Source organism: Flavobacterium resistens (genome assembly GCF_900182645.1).
GTDB lineage: Bacteria > Bacteroidota > Bacteroidia > Flavobacteriales > Flavobacteriaceae > Flavobacterium > Flavobacterium resistens.
Genome location: NZ_FXTA01000004.1, coordinates 339,698 through 363,931 on the forward strand (window position 1 = coordinate 339,698; position 24,234 = coordinate 363,931).

The 24,234-nt window shown below is 33.2% G+C and carries 25 protein-coding genes and 1 tRNA gene; 22 read left to right on the forward strand and 4 right to left on the reverse strand.

The window, feature by feature from the left end; translation table 11 throughout:
- The first annotated feature begins 139 nt into the window (after positions 1-139).
- Positions 140-907 carry a nitrilase family protein gene (locus FN795_RS16145; RefSeq protein WP_142451560.1) on the forward strand — a complete coding sequence of 256 codons (768 nt, stop codon included), beginning with the start codon at positions 140-142 and terminating at the stop codon, positions 905-907.
- Here FN795_RS16145 and FN795_RS16150 read toward each other — a convergent pair.
- The gene (locus FN795_RS16150; protein ID WP_142451562.1) at positions 904-2,592 is read right to left on the reverse strand and encodes an Ig-like domain-containing protein; all 1,689 of its coding nucleotides are present in this window, start codon (positions 2,590-2,592) and stop codon (positions 904-906) included. The two genes, FN795_RS16145 and FN795_RS16150, sit on opposite strands and share 4 nt — an antisense overlap.
- A gap of 252 nt (positions 2,593-2,844) precedes the next feature.
- Between FN795_RS16150 and FN795_RS16155 the strand changes: the two genes are divergently transcribed.
- From FN795_RS16155 to FN795_RS16175, 5 genes are all read left to right on the forward strand, one after another.
- Entirely contained in the window at positions 2,845-3,750 is a 906-nt protein-coding gene (locus FN795_RS16155; RefSeq protein WP_244289993.1) for a hypothetical protein, read from the forward strand.
- Positions 3,710-6,067 (forward strand): hypothetical protein, encoded by a 2,358-nt coding sequence (locus FN795_RS16160; RefSeq protein ID WP_142451566.1) that lies wholly within the window; start codon positions 3,710-3,712, stop codon positions 6,065-6,067. Before FN795_RS16155 ends, FN795_RS16160 begins: the two co-directional genes overlap by 41 nt.
- 10 nt (positions 6,068-6,077) lie before the next feature.
- The gene (mce, locus tag FN795_RS16165; RefSeq protein WP_142451567.1) at positions 6,078-6,482 is read left to right on the forward strand and encodes a methylmalonyl-CoA epimerase; all 405 of its coding nucleotides are present in this window, start codon (positions 6,078-6,080) and stop codon (positions 6,480-6,482) included.
- 146 nt (positions 6,483-6,628) lie between these two features.
- Positions 6,629-6,702: transfer RNA gene (locus tag FN795_RS16170), tRNA-Ile, on the forward strand.
- A 176-nt stretch (positions 6,703-6,878) separates the two neighbouring features.
- Complete coding sequence (locus FN795_RS16175) at positions 6,879-7,091, forward strand: hypothetical protein (protein WP_142451568.1); 213 nt, start codon at positions 6,879-6,881, stop codon at positions 7,089-7,091.
- Between the two features lie 35 nt (positions 7,092-7,126).
- Here the strand turns inward: FN795_RS16175 and FN795_RS16180 are convergent, their stop codons facing one another.
- Positions 7,127-7,717: a riboflavin synthase gene (locus FN795_RS16180; RefSeq protein WP_142451570.1), complete on the reverse strand. Its 591-nt coding sequence runs from the start codon at positions 7,715-7,717 to the stop codon at positions 7,127-7,129.
- 57 nt (positions 7,718-7,774) lie between these two features.
- Between FN795_RS16180 and pdxA the strand changes: the two genes are divergently transcribed.
- From pdxA to FN795_RS16245, 13 genes are all read left to right on the forward strand, one after another.
- Positions 7,775-8,824 carry a 4-hydroxythreonine-4-phosphate dehydrogenase PdxA gene (gene pdxA / locus FN795_RS16185; protein ID WP_142451572.1) on the forward strand — a complete coding sequence of 350 codons (1,050 nt, stop codon included), beginning with the start codon at positions 7,775-7,777 and terminating at the stop codon, positions 8,822-8,824.
- A gap of 105 nt (positions 8,825-8,929) precedes the next feature.
- Entirely contained in the window at positions 8,930-9,472 is a 543-nt protein-coding gene (locus tag FN795_RS16190; RefSeq protein ID WP_142451574.1) for a YceD family protein, read from the forward strand.
- A gap of 9 nt (positions 9,473-9,481) precedes the next feature.
- Positions 9,482-9,676, forward strand: coding sequence for a 50S ribosomal protein L32 (gene rpmF, locus FN795_RS16195; protein ID WP_008465217.1), 195 nt, complete (start codon positions 9,482-9,484; stop codon positions 9,674-9,676).
- Positions 9,677-9,849: 173 nt separating this feature from the next.
- The gene (locus tag FN795_RS16200; RefSeq protein ID WP_142451575.1) at positions 9,850-10,848 is read left to right on the forward strand and encodes a beta-ketoacyl-ACP synthase III; all 999 of its coding nucleotides are present in this window, start codon (positions 9,850-9,852) and stop codon (positions 10,846-10,848) included.
- Between the two features lie 23 nt (positions 10,849-10,871).
- Positions 10,872-11,357 (forward strand): acetyl-CoA carboxylase biotin carboxyl carrier protein, encoded by a 486-nt coding sequence (gene accB, locus FN795_RS16205; protein ID WP_115887483.1) that lies wholly within the window; start codon positions 10,872-10,874, stop codon positions 11,355-11,357.
- 106 nt (positions 11,358-11,463) lie between these two features.
- A complete protein-coding gene (gene accC / locus FN795_RS16210; protein ID WP_142451577.1) occupies positions 11,464-12,810 on the forward strand; it encodes an acetyl-CoA carboxylase biotin carboxylase subunit in 1,347 nt (448 codons plus the stop codon).
- A 293-nt stretch (positions 12,811-13,103) separates the two neighbouring features.
- A complete protein-coding gene (locus FN795_RS16215) occupies positions 13,104-13,400 on the forward strand; it encodes a hypothetical protein (protein ID WP_142451579.1) in 297 nt (98 codons plus the stop codon).
- Between the two features lie 74 nt (positions 13,401-13,474).
- Entirely contained in the window at positions 13,475-13,771 is a 297-nt protein-coding gene (locus FN795_RS16220; RefSeq protein ID WP_142451581.1) for an RNA-dependent RNA polymerase family protein, read from the forward strand.
- Positions 13,772-13,820: 49 nt separating this feature from the next.
- Entirely contained in the window at positions 13,821-14,117 is a 297-nt protein-coding gene (locus FN795_RS16225) for a hypothetical protein (RefSeq protein ID WP_142451582.1), read from the forward strand.
- 28 nt (positions 14,118-14,145) lie between these two features.
- Entirely contained in the window at positions 14,146-14,427 is a 282-nt protein-coding gene (locus tag FN795_RS16230) for a hypothetical protein (protein WP_142451584.1), read from the forward strand.
- A 20-nt stretch (positions 14,428-14,447) separates the two neighbouring features.
- On the forward strand, positions 14,448-14,744 hold the full coding sequence (locus FN795_RS16235) for a hypothetical protein (protein ID WP_142451585.1): 297 nt from the start codon (positions 14,448-14,450) through the stop codon (positions 14,742-14,744).
- Positions 14,745-14,756: 12 nt separating this feature from the next.
- Complete coding sequence (locus FN795_RS16240) at positions 14,757-15,056, forward strand: hypothetical protein (protein ID WP_142451587.1); 300 nt, start codon at positions 14,757-14,759, stop codon at positions 15,054-15,056.
- Positions 15,057-15,203: 147 nt separating this feature from the next.
- Positions 15,204-16,556 (forward strand): sigma-54-dependent transcriptional regulator, encoded by a 1,353-nt coding sequence (locus FN795_RS16245; protein ID WP_142451589.1) that lies wholly within the window; start codon positions 15,204-15,206, stop codon positions 16,554-16,556.
- On the opposite strand, the gene FN795_RS16250 is transcribed toward FN795_RS16245, so the two are convergent.
- Positions 16,553-18,988, reverse strand: coding sequence for a hybrid sensor histidine kinase/response regulator (locus tag FN795_RS16250; protein ID WP_142451590.1), 2,436 nt, complete (start codon positions 18,986-18,988; stop codon positions 16,553-16,555). The genes FN795_RS16245 and FN795_RS16250 overlap by 4 nt on opposite strands.
- A 178-nt stretch (positions 18,989-19,166) precedes the next feature.
- Positions 19,167-21,068 (reverse strand): S9 family peptidase, encoded by a 1,902-nt coding sequence (locus FN795_RS16255; RefSeq protein WP_142451592.1) that lies wholly within the window; start codon positions 21,066-21,068, stop codon positions 19,167-19,169.
- Positions 21,069-21,297: 229 nt separating this feature from the next.
- Between FN795_RS16255 and FN795_RS16260 the strand changes: the two genes are divergently transcribed.
- Genes FN795_RS16260 through FN795_RS16270 form a run of 3 tightly spaced genes read left to right on the forward strand, consistent with a single transcriptional unit; the run spans position 21,298 to position 24,129 of the window.
- On the forward strand, positions 21,298-22,410 hold the full coding sequence (locus tag FN795_RS16260; protein ID WP_142451593.1) for an NAD(P)/FAD-dependent oxidoreductase: 1,113 nt from the start codon (positions 21,298-21,300) through the stop codon (positions 22,408-22,410).
- The gene (mtgA, locus tag FN795_RS16265; protein WP_142451595.1) at positions 22,410-23,183 is read left to right on the forward strand and encodes a monofunctional biosynthetic peptidoglycan transglycosylase; all 774 of its coding nucleotides are present in this window, start codon (positions 22,410-22,412) and stop codon (positions 23,181-23,183) included. The genes FN795_RS16260 and mtgA overlap by 1 nt, the downstream gene beginning before the upstream one ends.
- Positions 23,173-24,129: a lipid A deacylase LpxR family protein gene (locus FN795_RS16270; RefSeq protein WP_142451597.1), complete on the forward strand. Its 957-nt coding sequence runs from the start codon at positions 23,173-23,175 to the stop codon at positions 24,127-24,129. Before mtgA ends, FN795_RS16270 begins: the two co-directional genes overlap by 11 nt.
- The last annotated feature ends 105 nt before the right edge of the window (positions 24,130-24,234 follow it).

A 24,234-nucleotide genomic window follows, 5' to 3' on the forward strand; every position in this document is an offset into this window, starting at 1 on the left:
TTTTTTTGCAAAATAAAAGTTTGATATGTTTTTAATTTCCTTATGAAATATTGATTTTAGACGTTTTTTGAGAAAATTTTGCAGAAAATGCTTTTTTTGCAAAATTTATAATTTGGCTGAAAATTCGTATTTTTGAATTATGAAAATCGCACTTATACAATCAGATCTGCATTGGGAAAATGCTTTGGAAAACAGAAAAAACTTCGAATCGGAAATAAATTCAATTGATTCTGAGGTGAATTTGATTGTTTTGCCCGAAATGTTTTCGACCGGATTTACAATGAATGCTTCCGCAGTTGCTGAAACAATGCAAGGCGAAACTGTTCTTTGGATGAAAGAAGTTGCAAAGCAGAAAAATGCTGCCGTTACCGGAAGTTTAGTAATTACTGAAAACGGAAAATTTTACAACCGAATGTTTTTTGTTTTTCCGTCAGGAGAAATTCAATATTATAACAAACGCCATTTATTTACATTGGCGGGAGAAGATCGATTTTATACTGCAGGAACAGAAAAAGTTATTGTAGAATATTTAGATTGGAAAATCTGTCTGCAGGTTTGTTACGATTTAAGATTTCCAGTTTTTGCCCGAAATACCGAGAATTACGACTTGCTTTTATATGTTGCCAATTGGCCAAAAATACGCACCAACGCATGGGACGCTTTGCTGAAAGCGCGCGCTATTGAAAATTTGAGTTACACAATCGGCGTGAATCGAATTGGTGTTGATGCTAACAATTACGAACACATTGGTCATTCGCAAGCGGTTGATTTTTTAGGTAACTATGTTTTAGAGCCACAAGAAAAAAATGGTGTCTTTATCGTAGAATTAGATAAAAACACCATGTATGAAACTCGTAAAAAACTTGATTTTTTAAGTGATCAGGATGAATTCGAAATTAAAATCTAAAAAGCTTTTCGTTTCTTTTCGGCTTCTTTCTTTTTCTTTTCATCTGTTTTCTTCTCAACTTCAGGACTAAAAGGAATACTTAAATCAATAGGTTGATCAACATCCCAATTCGCCCGGACATCAACTTCTTTTTGAAAATAAAAGACTTCTTCAGCGTAAGTTTTAGTTAAGAAATTTCCAGTGTCGTAAACTTTGTTTTTATTGTCATCATAAATTACACGAATAGCAAAAGCTTCGGGCTCAACCAAATTAAACTCAATTTTGGTCTCACCTTCAGAATAAGCACTGGCAAGAACTTTATCTCCTTTTTTGCTGGTAATTTCAACAATAATCGGGAAACGTTTTACATTTTGAAGATTTACGACTAAGTTTCCGTAATCTTCCAATTCTTTCGTGGTTAATTTATAAGATAAAGTATCATTCGACTTATCATAAAAATCAGTCAAAGCTCCAGGCAATAAAGTAATACGGTATTTTTCTAATGGTTCTTTTTTGAAATCGAAATATAATTTTTGCTCAAATTCATTGTATTCAGTAGTGTATTTCACAGCAACTGAATCTTTGTTGACTAATGAAATTTTAGAACTGTCAATTTTAATAAGCGGAGTTTCTGTTTCTAGTGTAAATCGTTCCCTGAAATTAAGAACACCACTTTGAACTGCTGTGATATTCAAAGTGTCTTTTTTCAAATCTTTAATTTTCAAACCGAATTTCTTGTTATACTTGTCGGAATTAATTTCCAGAGACAGCGAATCGGTTTTTATTGGTTTGTACCAAATTTGTAGCGAATCTTTTTTAGGGAATTGAGTGACAATTGTTTGTAGAACTTCATTGTGGTTTTTAAGCGTAATTTTAGGTTTAGTAACTTTGAAATTCATATTTCCTTCATAAGGAAGTAATAATCTGTTTCCCGACGCCTGAATAGGTTTGAAAGTTTTTATAGGTAACTTTTCCTTGAATAATTCCAATTCAAAAATAGTATCATTTGGAATTGTAATTGGATGCTTTATAAAACCAATTTTATCGTCTTTCGGATTGAATTTGTTGTTGCTTGATTTGTCTTTCATGGCAACTAAAAGATATTTTCCGGCCTTTAAATTTTCTAATTTAAAAGTTCGTAAACTGTCAAGTGTGTTTGTGATATATCTTGGAAATTCTTTGTAAACTACAGAATCTTTATATTGGTCATTTACCTCATAAAGCATAACAGAAACAAAATTATCGACATATTTTTCATAAGAATCTTTGATAATACCTTTTATGGAAAGTGAATCAATATAAGGTCCAGTCGAAAAAACATATTTAAACTGATGCATTGAGTTTCCTTCATTATTATCTGCAATACTTTCTCCAAAATTCAGGCTATAAGTGGTATTTGGCTGTAAAGTGTCTTTGATTTTTATACTGATAAATTTACTCGCATTAGTTGGCAATACAAGCGGCTGATGCTTCATTGGCGGCGAGACTATCAGCTGTTTGTTTAAGTTTTTCAGCTTTACATATTCATCAAATGTCAAAATGATTTCATTGGCCTTGAAATTGGTGCTGAAATTTTCAGGTGAACTTGATCTTATAACAGGAGCAAGGGTGTCTTTTAATCCGCCTGTAATACTGCCTCTTTTGGCACAGCTCATCATTAAAAATACCAGTAAAAGTGAAATGTATTTCAGAGTGTTTTTCAACATAATCGTTTTTGAATTTGATTGCACAAAATAACGATTATATTTGCTTTAATCGAAATTTTTTATCTATTTATTAGGATTTGCAAATTTCGGATTTCGCTCTTTTTTGTAGTAATATTTTCTTACTTTTGAATTTAAATGTAATATCACTTAGTTTTGTTTAAAAGATTTTTTTGGATTTCATTCTTTCTTTTGTTGACAGCCTGCAGCAAAAGTGACAAACCTACAATCGCTTTTTATTATTGGAAAACCAGTTTGAAATTTTCTGAAACCGAGAAAAAAGTCTTGAAAGACAATAATGTCCGTAAACTTTATATTCGGTATTTTGATATCGGACTTCATCCGCAAACGCAAAATCCATTTCCGATAAGCCCGATTCATTTCAAAGAAAATATTCAGAATTTTGAAATTGTTCCGGTCGTTTTTATTCAGAATAAAGTAATGCTCGAAGCGAAACTTGATATTAAAGATTTGGCTGAAAAAACGATTCATTTGATTTCAGAAATCAATAAAAAGAATAAAATTAATTGTGCCGAAATTCAAATTGACTGCGATTGGTCGTTAAATAGTAAAGACAATTATCTTAAATTTATTGAACAGATTAAAAAGCTTTCGCATAAAAAACTCTCCGCTACAATACGACTTCATCAGGTTAAATATTTTAAGAAAACTAAAATCCCAAATGTAGATTCAGGGGTTTTAATGTTTTACAATATGGGAAGCATTGCGCCAGATTCTCTAAATTCGATATACAACCGGGAAATTTCAGAGAAATATCTTCAAAGTTTAAAACATTATCCGCTTCATTTAGATTTTGCATTGCCAATATATTCGTGGGTAATTCATATTAGAAATCAAAAGGTTTTGGGGCTTCGGTCAAAACTGAATTTTACCGAACTTAAAAAAGATAAAAACTTTGAACAAATCAGTCCGATTTTCTTTAGAGTCAAACAATCTAATTATAAAAACGGGGTTTATTATGAAGAAAATGATTTGCTTAAAATGGAAGCAATTTCTTCCGAAGATTTAAAAAACATGGCCGAAGATTTGAGTGAAAATTCAGCTCAGGCTCCTAGAGAAATTATATTTTACGATTTAGATGAATTCAATTTAAAAAATTATGAAAAGAATATTTTCGAACAAACTGTTTCTTGTTTTTAGTGTTGGTCTGCTTTCGGTTTACGGAGTGATTTATGCGTGCGCCGGCGGAGACGACTGGGATTTTTTTGGATATAATTCGAATTTTACTCCGGAAACTTTTGCTGATAAATCCTATTCACCGCTGTTTTTATCTGGCTCCATTTTTTACGGAATCGAATTTGATACAGAGCATAATTCTCGATTCAATAAAAACATAAAATCAGATTGGGCTTCGCACTTAAAAGGAAAAGCAGATACTACTTCTGTCAATTATTTTTTAATTGGAGATGAAAAGCCACGTTATTATTCTGATGATAAAAACGTAATTAAAAACAAAGAAGAAATTGCAGATCTTCATGTTTATTACAAGACTAAAAAAGAGAATAAAACAACTCAGAAATGGAATAAAAAACTCAATCTAAAAGATGAAAAAGTAAAGAGTTTTGTTGAGTTTTTATATTTGGCGCAAAAAATTGAGACCGTATCAATTGGCGAAGATTATTGGAGTTATGATCCTGTAGTGGCAAAAACTTTTAAGGATGCAAAAATGATTCAGTCCATTGAGAATGTATACAATACAACTTCAGATCCGTTTTTGAAAAATCGTTATTGGTTTCTTACTATGAAAGCTCGTTTTTACAGTAATGACAAACAAAAAGCAATTGATTTTTTCAATAAAACAGAAAGCTCGGTTCCAAAAAATACCTTGTATTACAGAGCGCTTTCTTATGTTGCAGGAATTAATTATAAGCAAAAAAAATATGCAGTTTCGAATTATTTATATGCTAAAGTTTTTGATAAATGTCCTGAACTACGAGTTGTAACTGCCTACAGTTTTAGTCCGAAAAACAATGCCGACTGGAATAAAGCGCTTGCAATGGCAAAAAATAACGATGAAAAAGCGGCGCTTTGGGCAATTCACGGATTTTATAAAGATGAAAAGCAAGCAATTGAAAAAATTTACGAATTAGATCCAAAAAGCGAACATTTGAATTATCTCGCAACCCGATTGGTAAATAAACAGGAACAGGCAATAAACAATTCGTTTAAACAAGAAGCTGGAGAAAATACGAAAGAGAAAATACAAACAGTTGCTGAAAATAAAACAGAAAATCTGGCTAAACTTAATACTGACGCATTTGCTTTAATTGCAAAAATTTCAAATGCAGGAAATACTCAAAAACCATATTTATGGGATTTGTCTTTGGGGTATCTTCAAACTTTAAAAGGAGAATATACAAATGCAGATAAGAGTTTTGACAAAGCGACAAAAACGCTTCCTAAAACAGAATTGGCAGGATTTCAGCTCAGATTACTTCGCTTTGTAAATAATCTAAGTAAAATCGACAAGCTGACAGATAAAAATGAAAAAACAATTATTGCCGACTTGAATTGGCTGTATTACGAACTTCCAAAAACATATAAAGGACAGGAATTTCGTTATCAAAATGCTTCATCTTGGAGTCGAAGTTATTTGTCAACGCTTTACAGAGAAAAAGGAGATTTTGTAATGGCTGAGATTTTTGGCGAATCCCGTTACAGTTATTGGAATGACGGAAATGCTTTTTATGATAATGAGAAGAATTTGTTAGATATAAAATCATTTTTGTCAAAACAAAATAAAACTGAAATTGAGAAAACTGGTGCAGGAATTTACAGTTTGAAACTGAAAGATATTAATAATTTTCAGGCAGTTCAGGCGACTTTCAAGAATAAGATTCCGGAAGCAATTGAATTTATGAAACAAGCAGATTCGGTGCAGTATTACAAGTTTTTAGGAAATCCGTTTAACGGAAATATAAAAGATTGTCACGATTGTGAGCATGCGGCGTATCAAAAAAAGAAATATTCTCAAATGGATTTTCTAACTACAATCAAAGATATGCAGGATAAATTGGCGCAGAAAGAAGATGTTTACACCAATAGTCTTTTATTAGGAAATGCATTTTATAATATTTCGCATTTTGGAAACGGAAGAACTTTCTATGAAATTAGCATTGTTGGTTATGGCTCAAGTCCGTATTCGTTCAGAAATACGATGAAAGAAATGATTACAAACAATTCAGTTTCGAAAATGTATTATCAAAAGGCTTTTGAAGCAGCTTCAAATAAAGAGCAAAAAGCAAAATGTTTGTACCTGATTTCGAAATGCGAACGAAATGACTATTACAATAAAAAATACAATGACGTTAATAATTACTGGGAAATTCAAGATGATAAAATTAATTTTATTGCCTGGAATTCATTCAAAATATTAAGGAAGGATTACTCGGATACGAAATATTATCAGGATGTGATTGCAGAATGTGGTTACTTTAATACATACGTAAACCAATAAATTTAAAACAATGGTAAATAAAATAGAACATATAGGGATTGCGGTAAAAAATATGGACGATGCAAATGTATTGTTTGAAAAAATGCTGGGTGTTCCATCTTATAAAATGGAAGCTGTAGAAAGCGAAGGCGTTTTGACTTCTTTTTTTCAGACAGGAAATAATAAAATCGAACTTTTGGTTGCAACCAATCCTGAAAGTCCGATTGCAAAGTTTTTAGAGAAAAAAGGAGAAGGAATTCATCACATTGCTTTTGATGTTGATGATATCGAAGCTGAAATTACTCGTTTAAAAAGTGAAGGTTTTGTTCTGATAAATGAAGTTCCGAAGAAAGGTGCCGACAATAAATTGGTTGTTTTTCTACATCCAAAGAATACTAATGGCGTTTTAGTAGAGCTTTGTCAGGAAATTAAATAAAAAAAAAGTTTTTTTGTTTTTAAATAAGGTATTGAAAATCAATCTCGTTTTTTAATACTGATACTTCAAAATAGAATTAAATACAAATGATGTCTTAAAATATTTGGAGTGAATGAAAAATAGTAGTAATATTGCATCCTCAAACCGGTCCTATAGCTCAGCTGGTTAGAGCACCTGACTCATAATCAGGTGGTCCCTGGTTCGAGCCCAGGTGGGACCACAAAATATAAAAGCTTCATAAATTTTTATGAAGCTTTTTTTGTTTTTAGGGTTGTATTTCTGTAAAAATCTTCTACATTTGTCGCGTACAAGTCTTTAATAGTAAGGCTTTGTACGAAATTTCATAAAAGACCCCAAGTCTAATTTAAAACCGCTTGTTTTGGCAAGCTTAAACTTATGAAGATAACGAAAACTATTTTTATTGCATGTTGTATTGTTTTGTTAAACGTTTCAAATGCATTCGCTTATGATGATCCGCCAGAACCAGGTCCGCCAGCTCCTCCAGGAGTGTCTATTGATCAAAATTTAGTTATTTTGGCAGGATTCGCAGTTTTGTTTGGTATATATGTGATATATAAATACAATTTAATAAAAAAAGCTTCAATTTAAATTGAAGCTTTTTTTTTTTTGAAAATAGGTTTTTGTTATTTGTTTATTGAGTATAATCGTGAGATATACTTTCCAATAACATCAAATTCTAAGTTTATTTTAGTCCCTACTACAAAGTTTTTGAAATTCGTATTTTCAAAAGTATAAGGTATTATTGAAACGCTAAATTCATTTGTTTTCGAATTGACCACAGTAAGACTTACTCCGTTTACAGTAATTGAGCCTTTTTCAATTGTAATGTTGCTGAGGTTTTTGTCGTATTCAAAAGTGTAATTCCAGCTTCCGTTTGCTTCCTCGATTTTAATACAAGTTCCCGTTTGGTCTACGTGTCCCTGAACAATATGTCCGTCAAGACGAGCGTCAAGTTTCATGCCACGCTCTAAATTAACAATGTCACCAGTTTTCCAGTCGCCAATATTGGTTTTTAAAATGGTTTCTCCAATTGCTGTAACCGTATAAAAAGAATCTTTTATTGATACAACCGTCAGACAGATTCCGTTATGAGAAACGCTTTGGTCGATTTTTAATTCATTCGTAATAGAGGAGTCAACTGTGATGTGAAGATTGCCTTGGTCTTTTTGTATTTCGTGAACCCTTCCTAGGGTTTCTATAATTCCTGTGAACATTGTTGTTTTATTTTACTAAATTTGCACATCAAAATTAGTAATAAATAAGCTGAGCTCATGAATAAAAAAGCAGAAAATATAATTGTTGGAATTTCAGTTGGAGATTTAAACGGTATTGGAAGCGAAGTTATATTGAAAACATTCGAGGATTCTCGTATGCTGGAATTGTGTACGCCAGTTATTTTTGCAAATGCTAAAATACTTTCTTTCATTAAAAAAAGTTTTACATCTTCTGTTCAATTTCATGGAGTTGATAAATTAGAGCAGGTTTTGCCAGGAAAAGTGAATGTTTTAAACCTTTGGAAAGAAGGTGTTGATATTACTCTTGGGAAAAATGATGAAAAAATTGGCGAATATGCGATCAAATCTTTTGTAGCAGCAACCAAAGCTTTGAAAGAAGGTTCAATTGATGTCTTAGTTACAGCTCCAATTAATAAATACAATATTCAGTCAGAGGAATTTAAATTTCCGGGTCATACAGATTATTTGGACAAAGAGCTTGAAGGTGATGCATTAATGATGATGGTTCAGGATAATTTAAGAGTTGGTCTGTTAACAGATCATGTTCCTTTAAATGAAGTTTCATCACATTTGACTGAAGAATTAATCACCAGAAAAATCGAAACAATCCGAAAATCATTAATTCAGGATTTTAGTATAGTGAAGCCAAAAATTGCTGTTCTGGGATTAAATCCTCATAGTGGAGATGGCGGAGTTATCGGAAAAGAAGAAGATTTGATTTTGAAACCAACTTTGAAAAAAATATTTGAATCGGGAACAATGGTTTTTGGGCCTTTTTCGGCAGATGGCTTTTTTGGAAGTGGTCAATATGAAAAATATGATGCAATTATTGCAACTTATCATGATCAGGGGTTAATTCCTTTTAAAACACTATCTTTCGGAAAAGGAGTGAATTATACTGCGGGCTTGAATAAAGTTAGAACTTCGCCAGATCACGGTACAGCCTATGATATAGCAGGAAAAGATATGGCAGATTTTAATTCATTTAAAGAAGCAGTTTATCTTGCGATCGATATTTTTCGCTCGCGTAATCAGTATGAGGAGATTAGCCAAAAACCTCTAAAAATAAAAGAAAAACAGTTATAAACAAAAAAAGGTCAATAAGATTATTAGATTTATAATAATTTTATATCTTTGCACCCCAATTCAGATATCTGTTTACAGATGCGAATTGTTCAAATTGATGTTGAAATGAGCAAAACAAAAGAATTTTTAATTCCTTTCGTAGGATTAAAACTAGGAAAACACCATTTTGAGTATCAGGTAAATAACAAGTTCTTTGAGAACTTTGAGTATAACGAATTTCAAAGTTCGGATATCAAAGTTAGTTTGGTTTTAGATAAGAAAAGCACTATGCTTGAATTGGATTTTAAACACAAAGGAACTGTAAATGTACCTTGTGATCTGACAGGCGAAGATTTTGATTTACCTATAAAAGGGAAAATGAAATTAATCGTTCGTTTTGGAGATGAGTTTAATAATGACAATGAAGAGTTGCTGATATTACCACACGGAGAGTTTGAAATAGATGTTGCACAATACATTTATGAAATGATTGCGTTGTCGGTACCTCTAAAACGAGTTCATCCAGGAGTGAAAGACGGAAGTTTGCAAACAGAAGCTTTAAACAAACTGAATGAATTAAGAGTAAAAGAACAAAAGGAAGAGAGTAAACAAGAAGAAGATATTGACCCGCGTTGGGAAAAATTAAAGAAACTATTAACGGATAAATAATATAGTAAAATGGCACATCCTAAGAGAAAAACCTCGAAAACAAGAAGAGATAAGAGAAGAACACATTATAAAGCTACTGTAGCTCAAATCGCTACATGTCCAATTACTGGAGAAGCACACTTATACCACAGAGCTTACTGGCATGAAGGTAAAATGTACTACAGAGGGCAAGTTGTTATCGATAAATCTGAAGCGGTTGCTTAATACGTTTTTGTAAATTATACTAGAACTCTCACATAGTGAGAGTTTTTTTTGTTGGTTATAATTTTCGTTTTTTAGGAAAATATAGACAAATTCGTTACGTTTTTTTTTGTAATTTTCAAGTCTTTTAAAAATTTTTCAAATACACTGTATTTGAAAGGAAATAATAGAATATAATGAATACAATCACAGCCGCAATTACCGCTGTTGGAGCTTATGTTCCTGACTTTGTACTTTCAAACAAAGTTTTAGAAACAATGGTTGATACCAATGACGAATGGATTACCACTCGTACCGGAATTAAAGAAAGAAGAATTCTGAAAGATGCTGACAAAGGAACATCGTTTCTTGCTATAAAAGCAGCGCAGGATTTAATAGCGAAAGCAAATATCGATCCGTTAGAGATTGATATGGTTATAATGGCAACAGCTACTGCAGATATGCCGGTAGCCTCTACAGGAGTTTATGTTGCAACAGAAATTGGAGCTACTAATGCATTTGCATATGATTTGCAGGCTGCATGTTCAAGTTTCTTATACGGAATGTCTACTGCTGCGGCTTACGTACAGTCAGGACGTTACAAAAAAGTTTTATTAATTGGTGCCGATAAAATGTCATCAATTGTAGATTACACAGACAGATCTACTTGTATTATTTTTGGAGATGGAGCAGGTGCTGTTTTGTTTGAACCAAATTATGAAGGTTTAGGTTTACAAGATGAATACCTAAGAAGTGATGGTGTAGGACGCGATTTTCTTAAAATTTCTGCTGGAGGTTCTCTAATTCCAACTACAGAAGAGACCGTTAAAAACAGACAACACAACATTATTCAAGACGGAAAAACTGTTTTTAAATATGCAGTTACTAACATGGCAGACGCTAGTGAATTGATTGTTAAAAGAAACAATTTGACTAATGAAGATGTAGATTGGTTAGTGCCACATCAGGCAAACAAACGTATTATTGACGCTACTGCAAGCAGAATGAATCTTGAAGATTCAAAAGTGTTGATGAATATTGAAAAATATGGAAATACAACTTCAGCAACTTTGCCATTAGTATTAAGTGATTTTGAACACCAATTCAAAAAAGGAGATAATATTATTTTAGCCGCTTTCGGTGGTGGATTCACTTGGGGATCTATCTATTTAAAATGGGCTTACGATACAAAATAAATCAAAACTAAAAACGAATCATTATGGATTTAAAAGAAATTCAAAACCTAATCAAATTTGTAGCAAATTCGGGAGTTGCTGAGGTAAAGTTAGAAATGGATGATGTAAAAATCACTATCAGAACAACTTTAGAAACAAATGTAACTGAGGCTACTTATGTACAGCAATTGCCAGCTCAGGCTGCATTGCCACAAGCTGCAGCTCCACAGGTGGCTGCTCCAGTTGTTGTAAATGTAACTCCAGAAGCACCGGCTGCTAACGATTCTAAATTCATAACTATAAAATCTCCAATTATTGGAACATTCTATAGAAAACCATCTCCAGACAAACCAGTTTTCACTGAAGTTGGAAGCACAATCGCTAAAGGAGATGTTCTTTGTGTAATTGAAGCAATGAAATTATTCAACGAAATCGAATCAGAAGTTTCAGGAAAAATTGTTAAAATTCTTGTTGACGATATGTCTCCAGTTGAATTTGATCAACCTTTATTCTTAGTAGATCCATCATAAATAAATTTAGATTTTAGATTTTAGGTTTTAGATGATCTGCAGAATTAATATCAGACATCTAAAATTATCTAATTATCAAATTGTCTAATTATCTAATTAAAGTAAGATGTTTAAAAAAATATTAATTGCGAATAGAGGAGAAATTGCACTTCGTGTAATTCGTACATGTAAGGAAATGGGAATTAAAACAGTTGCCGTTTACTCTACAGCCGATGCAGAAAGCTTACATGTTAAGTTTGCTGATGAAGCGGTTTGTATTGGTCCCCCACCAAGTAACTTATCGTACTTAAAAATGTCAAATATTATTGCTGCTGCAGAAATTACAAATGCAGATGCAATTCACCCAGGATACGGTTTCCTTTCTGAGAATGCTAAATTCTCAAAAATTTGTCAAGAGCACGGAATCAAATTTATTGGTGCAGCTCCTGAAATGATCGACAGAATGGGAGATAAAGCTTCTGCAAAAGCTACAATGAAAGCGGCAGGAGTACCTTGTGTGCCAGGTTCAGACGGATTATTAGAATCTTACGAACATGCACAAAAAGTAGCTAAAGAAATTGGTTACCCAGTGATGATGAAAGCTACCGCTGGTGGTGGTGGAAAAGGAATGCGTGCAATCTGGAAAGAAGATGAGCTTTTGAAAGCTTGGGAAAGTGCGCGTCAGGAAGCCGCTGCAGCATTTGGAAATGACGGAATGTACATGGAGAAACTTATTGAAGAACCACGTCATATCGAAATTCAGGTTGTTGGAGATTCTTATGGAAAAGCATGTCACCTTTCTGAAAGAGACTGTTCAGTACAACGTCGTCACCAAAAACTTACTGAAGAAACACCTTCGCCTTTCATGACAGATGATCTTCGTGCAAGAATGGGAGAAGCTGCAGTAAAAGCTGCTGAGTTTATTAAATATGAAGGAGCTGGAACTGTAGAATTCTTAGTTGACAAACACAGAAACTTCTATTTCATGGAAATGAATACTCGTATTCAGGTTGAACATCCAATTACTGAACAAGTAATTGATTACGATTTGATCCGCGAGCAAATTATGGTTGCTGCTGGAATTCCAATTTCAGGAAAAAATTACCTTCCACAATTACATGCTATTGAAGTTCGTATTAATGCTGAAGATCCTTATAACGATTTCAGACCTTCACCAGGAAAAATTACTACGCTTCATATGCCAGGAGGCCACGGAGTACGTTTAGATACTCACGTTTATTCTGGTTACAGCATTCCACCAAATTACGACTCTATGATTGCTAAGTTGATTACAACTGCACAATCTCGTGAAGAAGCTATCAGTAAAATGAGAAGAGCTTTGGATGAATTCGTAATCGAAGGTGTGAAAACTACAATACCTTTCCACAGACAATTAATGGATGATCCAAAATATATTGCAGGAGATTATACAACTGCATTTATGGATACTTTCAAAATGAATAGTCCAGAATAATTTTAAAGGCTGTCGATTTCGGCAGCCTTTTTTATTTCAAATAGAACCCGATGAGTTTAATGACTTATCGGGTTTTGTTGTTTAAATACGAAAGGAAACACTAAAAGTGTATACTTTTTACACACTTCTTTTTAGAATTACACACTTTTCTGAATGAATAATTTTTGGCACAATAGGGATAATTCCTTTGTTAATAAGGGTTTGTGCGATATGGAGTGCAAATTTTTGTTTACGGCATAATAATTTCATTATCTAAAGCGTAAACAACTATAAACAAAACTAAAATTTACATTATGAAAAAGATATTCTTATCAGCCGCTATTGTTTTGGGAAGTTTAACTTCATTCGCTGCGATTCCTTCAGTTGAAGGTTCTATTATAAAAACAATTTCAATTCAGGACGAGTATACTGAAATCAAATTAGAAGAATTACCAACAGCAGTAACTGATGCTTTAAAAAAATCATTTCCAAATGCAGTAATTTCAAAAGCATACAAAAATGAAAAAGCACAGTATAAACTAGATGTAACAGTTGGTGGCAAAGAAGGAAATCTTTTTGCTAACGCCGACGGAACTTGGATTCAAAAATAATCTAAAGACGCGTCCCATGTATTTTCAAATAAAAAATACTAAAATCAAATTAACTATCTTAAAATACTATTATCATGAAAAAATTATTTCTATCAGCCGCAATCGTTTTGGGAGGTTTAACATCATTTGCTTCGACTTCTCCAATATCAAATTCAATCGTAAAAACAGTTTCAATTCAAGACGAGTACACTGAAATTAAATTAGAAGAAGTTCCTTCTGCAGTTACAGATGCACTTAAAAAAGCTTACCCAGATGCAGTGCTTTCAAAAGCATACAAAAATGCTGCATCACAATATAAACTTGACGTTACTGTAGGTGACAAAGTAGGTTCTGTTTATGCTAACGCAGATGGAACTTGGGTTAAAAAATAGTCCCTTTTTGTTCCAATAAAATTAATTAACTCTATTAAATATACACACTATGAAAAATTTATTTTTATCAGCCGCTATCGTTTTGGGAAGTTTAACATCATTTGCTTCAACTTCTCCAATTACAAATTCAATCGTAAAATCAATTTCTGTTCAGGATGAATACACAGAAATTAAAAATGAAGAAGTTCCTTCTGCAGTTACAGATGCGCTTAAAAAAGCCTATCCAACAGCAGTACTTAATAAAGCTTACAAAAATACAGCTTCACAATACAAGCTTGAAATTACAGTAGGCGATAAAGTGGGTTCTCTGTATGCAAATGCAGATGGATCTTGGATCAAAAAATAAGAAGTTCAATAACTAAAAATATAGCATTATGAAAAAGTTAATCTTATCGGCAGCAATCCTTTTAGGAGGGCTGTCAATACAAGCCACACCAATTGTTGCCAATGTAGCAACTGTAAAAGTTCAGGATGAATATAAAGAAGTTGATGCTGTTCCGGCAGCCATCAAAACTGCTTTAGACAATGCTTATCCTGGTGTAAAACTTGATAAAGCGTATGTAAACGATAAAAAAGAATACAAAATTGACATTATCGTGAGAGACGTAAAATCAACAGTTTACACTGACGAAAAAGGAAACATTCTTAAAAAGTAACTATTTAAACTATCCCCACTATGAAAAAGTTAATCTTATCGGCAGCTGTCGTTTTTGGAAGTTTGTCAATCAATGCTGCAACTGTTGTTGCAAAGACCGAATTGGTTCAATCAGTTAACATTCAAGATGAATATACTGAAGTAGCTTTAGATGCTGTCCCGGCAGCAGTAAAATCGACTATTGAAAAATCTTTTGCTGGTACAAAACTAGAAAAAGCATACAAAAACGCGAAGAACGAATATAAACTTGTCATAGCAAGCGGAGAGAAAAAGTATACTTTTTTTACAGATGCTTCTGGAAATATTATTAAAAAATAATTTTTGAGCAATATGAAAAAGTTAGCCATCGCAACGGCAGTAGTTGTTCTAGCAAGTTTGTCTTTTCCTGCAAACGCAGAAACGGTACAAACTAAAACAGAAATGTCTGTTTTAGTTCAAACTGAATATACAGAAGTAACTGCAGATGCTGTTCCGGCAGCTGTAAAAACTGCTCTACAGACCGCTTATCCAAATGCAAAATTGGAAAAAGCTTTTGTAAACGAAAAAAAAGAATACAAATTAGAAATATCAGTTAAGGACCAAAAGGCTACTGTTTACTCAGATGTCAATGGCAATTGGCTGAAAATATAATAAATATATTATAAATATAATTAGGTGAATTAGATTTATGTTTTTGGTGAAAAAGAGATTGCTTATAGCAGTCTCTTTTTTTTTGCATAATTTTGTGAGAATACAACTTTAATAGTATTATTTTAGCAAAAAAGTCCTTAAAAACAGATGTCCAAGATATTATTGATAGAAGATGATATTTCGTTTTGTAAACTATTAGAGAAGTTTCTAATAAAAAAAGCATACGAAGTAACAATAGCTTTCTCTGCTGCAGAAGCCAGATCAGCAATCAAAAATGAATCATTCGATTTGATTTTGACTGATCTTCGTCTGCCTGATTCTGATGGTATCGGACTAATGACTGAAATCAAGAATTCTCATCCGCACATTCCTGTTATTATGATGACTGGCTATTCTGATGTGAATACAGCTGTAAAAGCGATAAAAAATGGTGCGGCAGATTATATTTCGAAACCATTTAATCCTGATGAGGTTTTATTAGTTATTACAAACGCGTTGCAAAATAATAATGAAACGGAGGAAGTTGTTTCTAAAGAGAAGAAACCAGCTAAAAAGCAAGTTTCTTCAGAAAATGAATTCGTAAGAGGAATTTCTGTTGCTTCACGAAAATTATTAGATCATATTCAATTGGTAAGTCCGACAGATATGTCTGTTTTGATTATCGGCGAAAGCGGAACTGGAAAAGAAATTATTGCCAAAAGCATTCACCAGCAAAGTACTCGAAAAAACAATAATTTTATTGCAGTCGATTGTGGCGCGATTCCGAAAGAATTAGCGGCAAGTGAATTTTTCGGACATTTAAAAGGATCTTTTACTGGAGCAATCAGCGATAAAATGGGTTATTTTGAAGCAGCTAACGGCGGAACTTTATTCCTCGATGAAATTGGGAATCTTTCTTATGAGAACCAAATTCAATTGTTGAGAGCACTTCAGGAACGAAAAATAAAACCCGTTGGAAGCAATAAAGAAATAAACGTCGATATCCGAATCATAACTGCTACAAATGAAGATTTACGTGAAGCAGTAAAAAACGGCGATTTTAGAGAAGATTTATACCATAGAATCAATGAATTCTCGATTCTTTCGCCTTCTTTAAAAGAAAGAGGAGAAGATTTAATGGTTTTTGCGGATTATTTCCTGGAAAAAGCCAATCAACAACTCAATAAAGATATTATTGGATTTTCGCCAGAAGTGGTGACTATTTTTCAAAGTTACAATTGGCCTGGAAATTTACGTGAACTTCAAAACTGCGTAAAACGCGCTACACTTTTGACACGTGGAAATTTTATTGAAAGTGAAGTGTTGCCTGCTGAATTTTTTCAGATTCAAAAACAAAATTCTTTTGAATCAGCGGCTGGTTTTTCTTTATCTGAAAATGAAAAAGAAACAATTATTCATGCACTTTCAAAAACGCAAAACAATAAATCAGAAGCGGCAAAACTGCTTAAAATTACTAGAAAGACGCTTTATAATAAATTGAAGCAATACAATATTGATTAAACAATTTCGCCGTCTAAGATTTTAAAAAGTGAAGTAATTTTATTTTTTAAATCGGTATAAATGTTTTTTGCTTCAGCAATTTCAAAATCATTTTTTTCTAAAACTACTAAAATTCCGGCAATCTCATTTGCTTCAATTTGTTTGAACATCGGCGCAATTCGATGTGCAATTGCATTTATTTCTGCAGCATTTTCATCAGTAATCGCATTTTCCAAATAAACTAAATTTTCATTTGTACTTTCTATAAACGATTTTAAAACATCATTTAAAGCATTTTTATCATGGCCTAAAAAATCTTTAAGGGTTTCTAAAGAAAATAATTTAATATCGTTTTTTTCTTCATTTTCTTTTATTTCAACTTGAGGAAGTGTTTCATTCTCTAAAATAATTCTGATTGTATCCAATAATATTTTTGGCGAATAAGGTTTTTTTACGACTGTGGTAAAACCTGCCTCTGCGTAAACAGAAGCGTCCAAATCAGTTCTTCCAGTTAATGCAATTACCGGCTGATTTTTATAAGCAATAGTGCTTTTAAGTTGTTTCAGAAACATAAATCCGTCAATTTCTGGCATTTGAATATCAGTAATTACAAAATCAAAATTTGTTTTCTGAATGACTTCCAAAGCTTTAGTCGCGTTGCTAAAAGATAAAACCTGATGTTTTTCTTGTCTTAGAACACCGCAGGTCAAATTTAAGAGATTAATGTCGTCATCAATAACGACAAAGATCTGTGATGTGATTGGCGACAAATTTGGTTTTTTAATTTCGTCAATTGTATTCGAGCTAGTGTCAAATAATAAAGGAAGCTGAATTTCAAAAGTACTGCCTTGCCCAAAAATGCTTTCAAGCTGTAATGTTCCGCCTAGAATCGAAATTATTTTTTGGCAAATAGATAAACCTAATCCTGTTCCGCCATATTTTTTTTCGATGTTTTCATTCGCTTGTGCAAATTCTTCAAAAACCAATTTTTGATTTCCTTTTTCAATTCCAATTCCGGTATCTTCAATTGTGATTGTGAAAAAGTCATTGTTTTCAGTCAAAAAAGCATTAATTCTGATATAACCTTCTTCTGTAAATTTGTAGGCATTTCCAATGATATTGCTTAAAATTTGTTTCAGGCGGAATGGATCTCCAACAATTTTTGAATTTAGTTTTTCATCAATATTAATGATTAAATCTATGTTCTTTTGTTTGTAAACGGTTTGAATGCTTTTGGCGACTTCATCAATAATTTGAGGCAGTGAAAATGGGACTTTTTCAATCGTAATTTTTCCTGCTTCTATTTGAGAAAAATCCAGTAAATCCTGTACTAACTGTGTGATATATTCAGAGGAATTTTTGATATTATTAATGAAATAAGATTGTTTTGTATTAACATCAGAATTGCCTAAAAGTTCAGAATAACCCACGATGGTGCTCAACGGCGTTTTTAAGTCATGACTTACAGTCGAGATTAATTGTTCACGGCTTTTTAAAAGATTCTTTGTTTTGAAATTCGCGATTTCAAGCTGTTTTTTATACAATTGCGACTTTGAATAATCGCTTACAATTAAAATTGAAAAGAAAATCGTCAGAATCAAACCAATAATAGCCGAAGCTGTTACAATTTCATTTACTTTTTTAAGCGATTTCTCTTTTAAAGAATTGTTTTTAATGGAGTTGATGATGATTTCGCGTTCAATAATTCGAAGTACTTTTCGAAGTTGTTCCGAAATTGCGATTTCATTTTTCAGCAATTTGTTTTCTTCAAAGTTCAAAGATTCTTTTTTCTTTTCGGCTCTCAATTTTACGGAACTCAAAAGTTTTTTGGAATTGGCTAAAATCGAATCCGAAGCTTTTTTGCTCAGTGTATTTGTGCTGTCATCCGGAATATTCTGATTAAGATAATCAACATATTTTTGAAGCACATTTTTTTGATACGCACCAAGCTGATTTGGATTTTTGGTAAAATCCTGAAGTTCTAATTTGCGAAGCTTAAACTCCATTTTAGTGATTTCATCAATAGCTGAATTTACTGAAACTTCATCATCGGCCTTATTTTTTATGGTTTTTAGTTGCTGAATATTTTTGGTTTTTTCTGCCAATAAATAAGTCACGCTGTCTAAAAGCACTTTTTGATATTCTGTGGTAACAATTTGCTTTAAAGTGTCGATTCGTGCACGAAGAGAATCGGTTTCAATTACATAACTTTTAAAGTCTTTATCAGAGTTGGTTTGGATTGTTTTTCGGGCTAAACTTTCTGTTTTGTAAACATTCGAGAAAAGTTTACTGACTCTTAAGATTTTTGTTTTTTCAAATGCAATTTTATCTTCTAATTTATTATAAACTACATTCTCAGAATATAAAAACCATCCCACGGTAACAACCAATGCAAGTAATGCAACATAGCTGAAAAGCACTTTGATGGCCGTGTAACTTTTTTTGCTTTCCATAGATTTTTAAAGTGGAGATGTGGTAGATTTAAAATCGAATTCACTGCAATTTATTCAAAAAAATCTGTTTTAAAAAGAGAAATACGACCGAAAGTGTTATATAATTCAAAGGCCTGAAAAAGAAAATAGCCACAGATTATATAAATCTGTGGCTATTAAATTATTTCTTGTTTTTTAATTATAGCGTTTCGTTCAGCCATTTAAAAAATTCGCCTTGCCAAACCTGAGCATTTTGCGGATGTAAAACCCAGTGATTTTCATCAGGAAAATAAACAAAACGACTTTTTAATCCTCTTAATTGAGCCGCCTGAAAAGCTTCTTGTCCTTGCCCGATTGGTACACGGAAATCTTTTCCTCCTTGAAAAATCAAGATTGGTCTGTTCCAGTTTTGTACCAAAGTTGCCGGATTGAAAGTTGTATATGATTTTTGAGCCACAGCATTATCTTTTTCCCAATATGCTCCGCCAAAATCCCAGTTGTTAAAGAAAACTTCTTCAGTAGTTCCTAACATTGAAACCGTGTTGAAAACACCATCATGAGCAATAAAAGTTTTGAAACGGTTGTTGTGGATTCCCGCTAAATAAAATACAGAATATCCTCCATAACTTGCGCCAACGCATCCTAAACGGCTTTTGTCAACATAATTTTCTTTAGCAACATCGTCAATTGCAGAAAGATAATCGTCCATAACTTGTCCGCCCCAATCTTTACTGATTTGTTCGTTCCAAGCAACACCATGTCCTGGCATTCCACGACGATTTGGTGCAACTACAACATAACCTTTAGCAGCCATTAAAGAAAAATTCCAACGGAAAGAATACGATTGTGTCAACGCACTTTGTGGTCCGCCTTGGCAAAATAATAAAGTTGGATATTTTTTTGTAGCATCAAAATTCGGAGGCAAAATTACCCAAACCAACATTTTTTTGCCGTCCGTTGTTGTAACATAACGTCTTTCAGTTTTGCTCAGCGTTAATGTCTTATAAGTATCTGTGTTTACATTTGAAATTTGTTTCCAAGTGTTTTTCTTCAAATTATAAGAATAAATTTCAGCTGCGTGATTCATGTCTGTTCTTGTAACAATGATGTCATCGCCAGCAAAACCTACTAAATCAGCCACATCAAAATCACCATTTGTAATTTGGCGAACGTTAATTGCCATTTTGGTCAAACCAGGAAAATTAACGGTAAAAAGCTGTTTTGTACCATCAACCGGAGCAACGAAAAATACATTTTTTCCGTCTTTACTCCAGATAAAATTATCTACAGTTCCGTCCCAATTTGCCGTTAAATTGGTTTTGATTCCTTTAAATTCAACAATAATGTCGTTTTTATCAGCTTCATAACCGTCACGTTTCATTTGCAACCAAGTCAAATTTCCTGTCGGAGAAAATTGCGGTGCAGTATCATAACCAAGATTATCCTCAGTTCTGTTGATTGTTTTTTGAGTTTCTAAATTGTACTCATAAATGTTTGTATTTGTCGAAACAGCATAAGCGGTTCCTGCTTTTTTCTTGCATACATACAAAATGCTTTTCCCGTCAGGTGACCAGATATAATCTTCGTCGCCACCAAAAGGTTTTTGAGGAGAATCAAAAGTTTCGCCTTTTAAAATATCTATTCCGGCAGCGCCATCTTTATTCTCTTTATAAAAGACATGGTTGAATTTACCTTCGTTCCAAGTATCCCAGTGACGGTAATCTAAACCATCATAAATTTGAGCGTCAGATTTGTCAAGATTTGGATAAAAATCTTTTCCTAAAACCTTGTCGATTTTTACTTCTTCATTGTAAACCAAAAATTTTCCGTCAGGCGAAACGTTTTTGTCTTTTAAAACATCTTTTGTGTCTTTGATTTCAGTAGCATTACCTCCGTTAACTGGAATAATGTACAATTTTGAAGTTGATTTGTTTTCTGCTACAGAAGGCGTAGAAACTTTAAAAACAACATTTTTTTCATCTTTTGAAAGTCCAAGTGCAGTAACTCGTCCTAATTTCCATAACAATTCCGGAGACATTACATTTTGTCCGATAGCATTTAAACTCATCATTATTAAGGTTGTGAATAAAACTTTTTTCATAATAAAACTTGTAATTTTTGTCCGCTAAAAATACAACAATTAAATTCCATTTTGTGAAAATGAGAATTCCAATTTTCTGTTAAAATTCCACGATGTTTTTCCGCCACGTATTCACGAATTATTTTTTAATAATCTTTGAGAATAAAAATTCGTGAATTGCTTCGCCTATTCGCTATCGCTCGAGTCGTGGCGAAAGGAAAAATCATTATTTTTATAAAAAAGTCTGAATATGGAATTGAGCTATTGGGAACTAAAAAATTGGTTTACAAATATTGATTATACAATTGTAGGCAGCGGAATTGTTGGTTTGCATGCCGCATTACGTTTGCGCGAAAGATTTCCTGCTGCTAAAATTTTAGTCTTAGAAAGAGGAATGTTGCCGCAAGGCGCAAGTACAAAAAATGCAGGTTTTGCTTGTTTTGGAAGTCTTTCGGAAATTTTGGATGATTTAAAAACGCATTCCGAGGATGATGTTGTGGCGCTGATCGAAAAACGCTGGAAAGGTTTGCAAATGCTCCGAAAAAGACTGGGCGATTCAGCAATTGATTTTAAACCTCATGGCGGATATGAACTATTCTTGAAAGACGACGAGCTCGGATTTAGTGAATGCATTTCGAAAATTCCGTTTATAAATGAAGTTTTAAAACCACTTTTCAAAGCCGATGTTTTTTCTAAAGAAGTAGATCGTTTTGGATTTGAAAATATTCAGGAATATTTAATTTTTAATCCGTTTGAAGCGCAGATTGATACCGGAAATATGATGCAGGAATTGTTGAAGCAAGCAATTTCGGCTGATATTTTGATTTTGAATCAGCAGACTGTAACTTCTTATCAGGATTCAGGTAATCAGGTTGAAGTTGTTTTAAATGATTTTAGTTTTAAAACTCAAAAACTCTTTTTTGCGACGAATGGTTTTGCCGGATCGTTGACAAATGGTGCCGTAAAACCTGCCAGAGCGCAAGTTTTAATTACAGAACCTATTCACAATTTAGATATAAAAGGAACGTTTCATTTAGATAAAGGATATTACTATTTCAGAAATATCGGCGATCGGATTCTACTTGGCGGAGGCCGAAATCTTGATTTTGATGGAGAAACCACAACTGAATTTGGTAACACGAAAATTATTCAAAATAAATTGGAAGATTTGCTGAAAAATGTAATTTTACCAAATCAGGATTTTCAGATTGCGCATCGTTGGAGCGGGATTATGGGAATCGGGAACAGTAAGAATCCTGTTGTGTCAGCACTTTCTGAAAATGTATTCTGCGGAGTACGTTTAGGCGGAATGGGCGTGGCAATAGGAAGTTTAATAGGAACAGAATTAGCAGATTTAATATAATGGCAGCAACCAAAAAACCAGCACCAAAAAAGCCGGCAACAAGTAAACCAAAACCAGCAACAAAAAAGAAAACAAACAAAACCTTTGGCGAAAAAGTCAAATGGTTTTTTATCAAAGCAATGCTGTGGTTTTTTGGATTGTCAATAGGTTCTGTTGTTTTCTTTAAATATGTCCCGGTGCCTTTCACGCCTTTGATGATTATTCGGGCCATCGAAAATAAAATGGCGGGTAAGGAAGTTTATTTCGATCATGACTGGGAGCCAATTGAAAAAATTTCGAATAATCTTCAAAAAGCGGTAATCGCCAGCGAAGACGGAACTTTTTTAACACATAACGGTTTCGATTTTAAAGCCCTTCAAAAAGCATATAAAAGTAATGAACGCGGACGTCGAATTCGAGGTGGAAGTACCATTTCGCAACAAACTGCCAAAAACGTTTTTTTATGGCAAGGAAAAAGTTATCTGCGAAAAGGTTTAGAAGCTTATTTTACTGTTTTGATTGAGATTATCTGGGGCAAAGAAAGAATCATGGAAGTTTATTTGAACAGTATCGAAATGGGCGACGGAGTTTATGGCGCTTATGCCGCGACTGAACATTGGTACCGCCGTGATGCTTCGAGCCTGACACCAATGCAGGCAGCAGGAATTGCCGCAATCCTTCCAAATCCAAGAAAATTTAAAGCTACAGGTTCCTCAAGTTATATTAATAGACGAAAAGAAAGAATTGTTCGTGAAATGCGCTACGTTGGAAAAATAAATTACGATGGTAAATAAAAACGTTTTTCTGGCGGTTTTTCTGCTCGCAACAACTTTGGTTTTCGGACAGGGAAATACAAAAGAATTCGGTTTTATCTCGGATAATGATTTATATACATCATCTAAAAATGATATGTATTATACCAATGGTTTAGAACTTTTCTTTCGTTATTTATCCAAAAACGAAAACGAAAAAATCAATAAAAAAATAACCGAATTTCGTTTAGGTCAATACATTTACAATCCAAGATATATCAATCAAACGGCTGTAGATATTAATGATCGGCCTTTTACCGGTTATCTTTTTGCCGAAGCCGGACGCGGTTTTTTCTACCAAAGCGAATCAATTCTAAAAACAGATTTTCAATTGGGTTATATGGGACCAAATGCTTTTGGACGCGAAACTCAGGAAAGTTTTCATCATCTTATTGGCTACAAAAAAGTGTACGGCTGGGAAAATCAGTTGCATAATGCGTTTGCTGTTCAGGCGCACGTAATGTATTCGAAGAAATTATTTCCGAGCAAACACAATGATTTTATAGATCTTCATTTTCAATCAGAAGCAAATTTAGGAACTATTTTTACAGGTGTTTCAACAGGATTTTTAACCCGCATTGGGTTTAAAAAACTCCAACCAATTTACAATTCCAATTTACACGATGCTTCTGTAAGTTCGGAGCCGCAATATGAAATCCGCGAATTTTATTTTTATGCCATGCCAAGTATCAATTATCAGTTTTATGATGCTACAATTCAAGGAAGCATGTTTAGCGACACGAGCCCAGTGACTTTCAACTTAGAACCGCTTCGTTTCAATGCGGAGTTTGGTTTGAAATACCGACATAATAAATTCAATATTTCGTATTCTTTTCTGTATCGGGGCCGAGAATTGAAAGATCCAGGAATTGATACTAATTCTGGGTATTTTTATGGAAGTATTCGATTGGGGTTTTTGATTAGGTAATAAAGGCGCGAAGTTTTTCGGAATCATTTCAAAGTATTGTCATTTCGACGAAGGAGAAATCTCCACAAGAAGCTCTGCAAAGTTTTTTTGAGCAAATTAGATTAA

What these genes read in the sequence shown, in the direction of transcription:
- FN795_RS16145 (WP_142451560.1), top strand. Translation starts at nt 140, where the DNA reads ATGAAAATCGCACTTATACAATCAGATCTGCATTGGGAAAATGCTTTG.
- FN795_RS16150 (WP_142451562.1), bottom strand. Translation starts at nt 2,592, where the DNA reads ATGTTGAAAAACACTCTGAAATACATTTCACTTTTACTGGTATTTTTA.
- FN795_RS16160 (WP_142451566.1), top strand. Translation starts at nt 3,710, where the DNA reads ATGAAAAGAATATTTTCGAACAAACTGTTTCTTGTTTTTAGTGTTGGT.
- mce (WP_142451567.1), top strand. Translation starts at nt 6,078, where the DNA reads ATGGTAAATAAAATAGAACATATAGGGATTGCGGTAAAAAATATGGAC.
- FN795_RS16175 (WP_142451568.1), top strand. Translation starts at nt 6,879, where the DNA reads ATGAAGATAACGAAAACTATTTTTATTGCATGTTGTATTGTTTTGTTA.
- FN795_RS16180 (WP_142451570.1), bottom strand. Translation starts at nt 7,717, where the DNA reads ATGTTCACAGGAATTATAGAAACCCTAGGAAGGGTTCACGAAATACAA.
- pdxA (WP_142451572.1), top strand. Translation starts at nt 7,775, where the DNA reads ATGAATAAAAAAGCAGAAAATATAATTGTTGGAATTTCAGTTGGAGAT.
- FN795_RS16190 (WP_142451574.1), top strand. Translation starts at nt 8,930, where the DNA reads ATGAGCAAAACAAAAGAATTTTTAATTCCTTTCGTAGGATTAAAACTA.
- rpmF (WP_008465217.1), top strand. Translation starts at nt 9,482, where the DNA reads ATGGCACATCCTAAGAGAAAAACCTCGAAAACAAGAAGAGATAAGAGA.
- FN795_RS16200 (WP_142451575.1), top strand. Translation starts at nt 9,850, where the DNA reads ATGAATACAATCACAGCCGCAATTACCGCTGTTGGAGCTTATGTTCCT.
- accB (WP_115887483.1), top strand. Translation starts at nt 10,872, where the DNA reads ATGGATTTAAAAGAAATTCAAAACCTAATCAAATTTGTAGCAAATTCG.
- accC (WP_142451577.1), top strand. Translation starts at nt 11,464, where the DNA reads ATGTTTAAAAAAATATTAATTGCGAATAGAGGAGAAATTGCACTTCGT.
- FN795_RS16215 (WP_142451579.1), top strand. Translation starts at nt 13,104, where the DNA reads ATGAAAAAGATATTCTTATCAGCCGCTATTGTTTTGGGAAGTTTAACT.
- FN795_RS16220 (WP_142451581.1), top strand. Translation starts at nt 13,475, where the DNA reads ATGAAAAAATTATTTCTATCAGCCGCAATCGTTTTGGGAGGTTTAACA.
- FN795_RS16225 (WP_142451582.1), top strand. Translation starts at nt 13,821, where the DNA reads ATGAAAAATTTATTTTTATCAGCCGCTATCGTTTTGGGAAGTTTAACA.
- FN795_RS16230 (WP_142451584.1), top strand. Translation starts at nt 14,146, where the DNA reads ATGAAAAAGTTAATCTTATCGGCAGCAATCCTTTTAGGAGGGCTGTCA.
- FN795_RS16235 (WP_142451585.1), top strand. Translation starts at nt 14,448, where the DNA reads ATGAAAAAGTTAATCTTATCGGCAGCTGTCGTTTTTGGAAGTTTGTCA.
- FN795_RS16240 (WP_142451587.1), top strand. Translation starts at nt 14,757, where the DNA reads ATGAAAAAGTTAGCCATCGCAACGGCAGTAGTTGTTCTAGCAAGTTTG.
- FN795_RS16245 (WP_142451589.1), top strand. Translation starts at nt 15,204, where the DNA reads ATGTCCAAGATATTATTGATAGAAGATGATATTTCGTTTTGTAAACTA.
- FN795_RS16250 (WP_142451590.1), bottom strand. Translation starts at nt 18,988, where the DNA reads ATGGAAAGCAAAAAAAGTTACACGGCCATCAAAGTGCTTTTCAGCTAT.
- FN795_RS16255 (WP_142451592.1), bottom strand. Translation starts at nt 21,068, where the DNA reads ATGAAAAAAGTTTTATTCACAACCTTAATAATGATGAGTTTAAATGCT.
- FN795_RS16260 (WP_142451593.1), top strand. Translation starts at nt 21,298, where the DNA reads ATGGAATTGAGCTATTGGGAACTAAAAAATTGGTTTACAAATATTGAT.
- mtgA (WP_142451595.1), top strand. Translation starts at nt 22,410, where the DNA reads ATGGCAGCAACCAAAAAACCAGCACCAAAAAAGCCGGCAACAAGTAAA.
- FN795_RS16270 (WP_142451597.1), top strand. Translation starts at nt 23,173, where the DNA reads ATGGTAAATAAAAACGTTTTTCTGGCGGTTTTTCTGCTCGCAACAACT.